Raw genomic sequence first — 762 nt, 5'->3', positions numbered from 1 at the left:
ACCTGTTCGTTAAAATTGGATTCTTTAGGATCATGGAATAACTTGCGTAATGCGTCTCTCTCGCCTACTATCTCCTTTTGTAGTTTGACTAGTTGATCTTCAAGATCAGCAACTTTGTTGGATTCTACATTTCCTGCCATCTTTGCTGTAATAGAGTCTGGATTAGTTGCAGTGATCTTGACTGATGTCATTTGACATGTGTTTGGTGAAATTTTATTTCCAATCTTGACATTGGTGGCCTCTGTGTCTGATGATACTAGAACTATTGGAAGTGCAATCTGCTTTTCTCCCGTACATGCCTCAAATACTGCATCATACGTGTTTTCTGCACTTACAGATTTTTTTTACAGCCAGTATTTTGGCTGATTCCCCTTCAATTGTTTCACCGGTAAATGATAATTTTTTAATATCATATTTTTCAGTTGGGTTTGCATAAATGGTAAAGTATAATCTGTAAAGATCTTCTTTTGCATCGTTTAGCTGTTTTCTAAGATCCACTATTTTTGCTGTTTGACTTGTGTCAGGAGCTGATTTATCCCCTAATGCTTTTTTTGCATTATCTAATTCACTTTGGATAGTTGCAATGTTGGCTTCCCCATCCGCTAATAGTTTTGATATGTCCCCTTTGTTTAGTAATGTAACTTTGATACTATTTGGATCTGATGCTTTGATAAATGTGGCACTTAGCAGACAAGAATTTGGCGCAATGTTGTCTGGTATTTCATAACGCTGTGTTTGACTATCTGATTTTATGAGGACTTC

Annotated in this window: 2 pseudogenes; both read right to left on the bottom strand. The window is 36.4% G+C overall.

Features of this window, described 5'->3' with window-relative positions:
• Positions 1-191 (bottom strand): annotated as a pseudogene (locus BG20_RS12780) (hypothetical protein); the annotation flags it as partial.
• Positions 192-312: 121 nt separating this feature from the next.
• Positions 313-762 (bottom strand): annotated as a pseudogene (locus BG20_RS12775) (hypothetical protein); the annotation flags it as partial.

It is taken from the genome of Candidatus Nitrosarchaeum limnium BG20 (genome assembly GCF_000241145.1).
Taxonomy (GTDB): Archaea; Thermoproteota; Nitrososphaeria; order Nitrososphaerales; family Nitrosopumilaceae; genus Nitrosarchaeum; species Nitrosarchaeum limnae.
The sequence above is the reverse complement of the archived record's forward strand: the minus strand, read 5'-3'. Positions and strand labels throughout refer to the sequence as shown.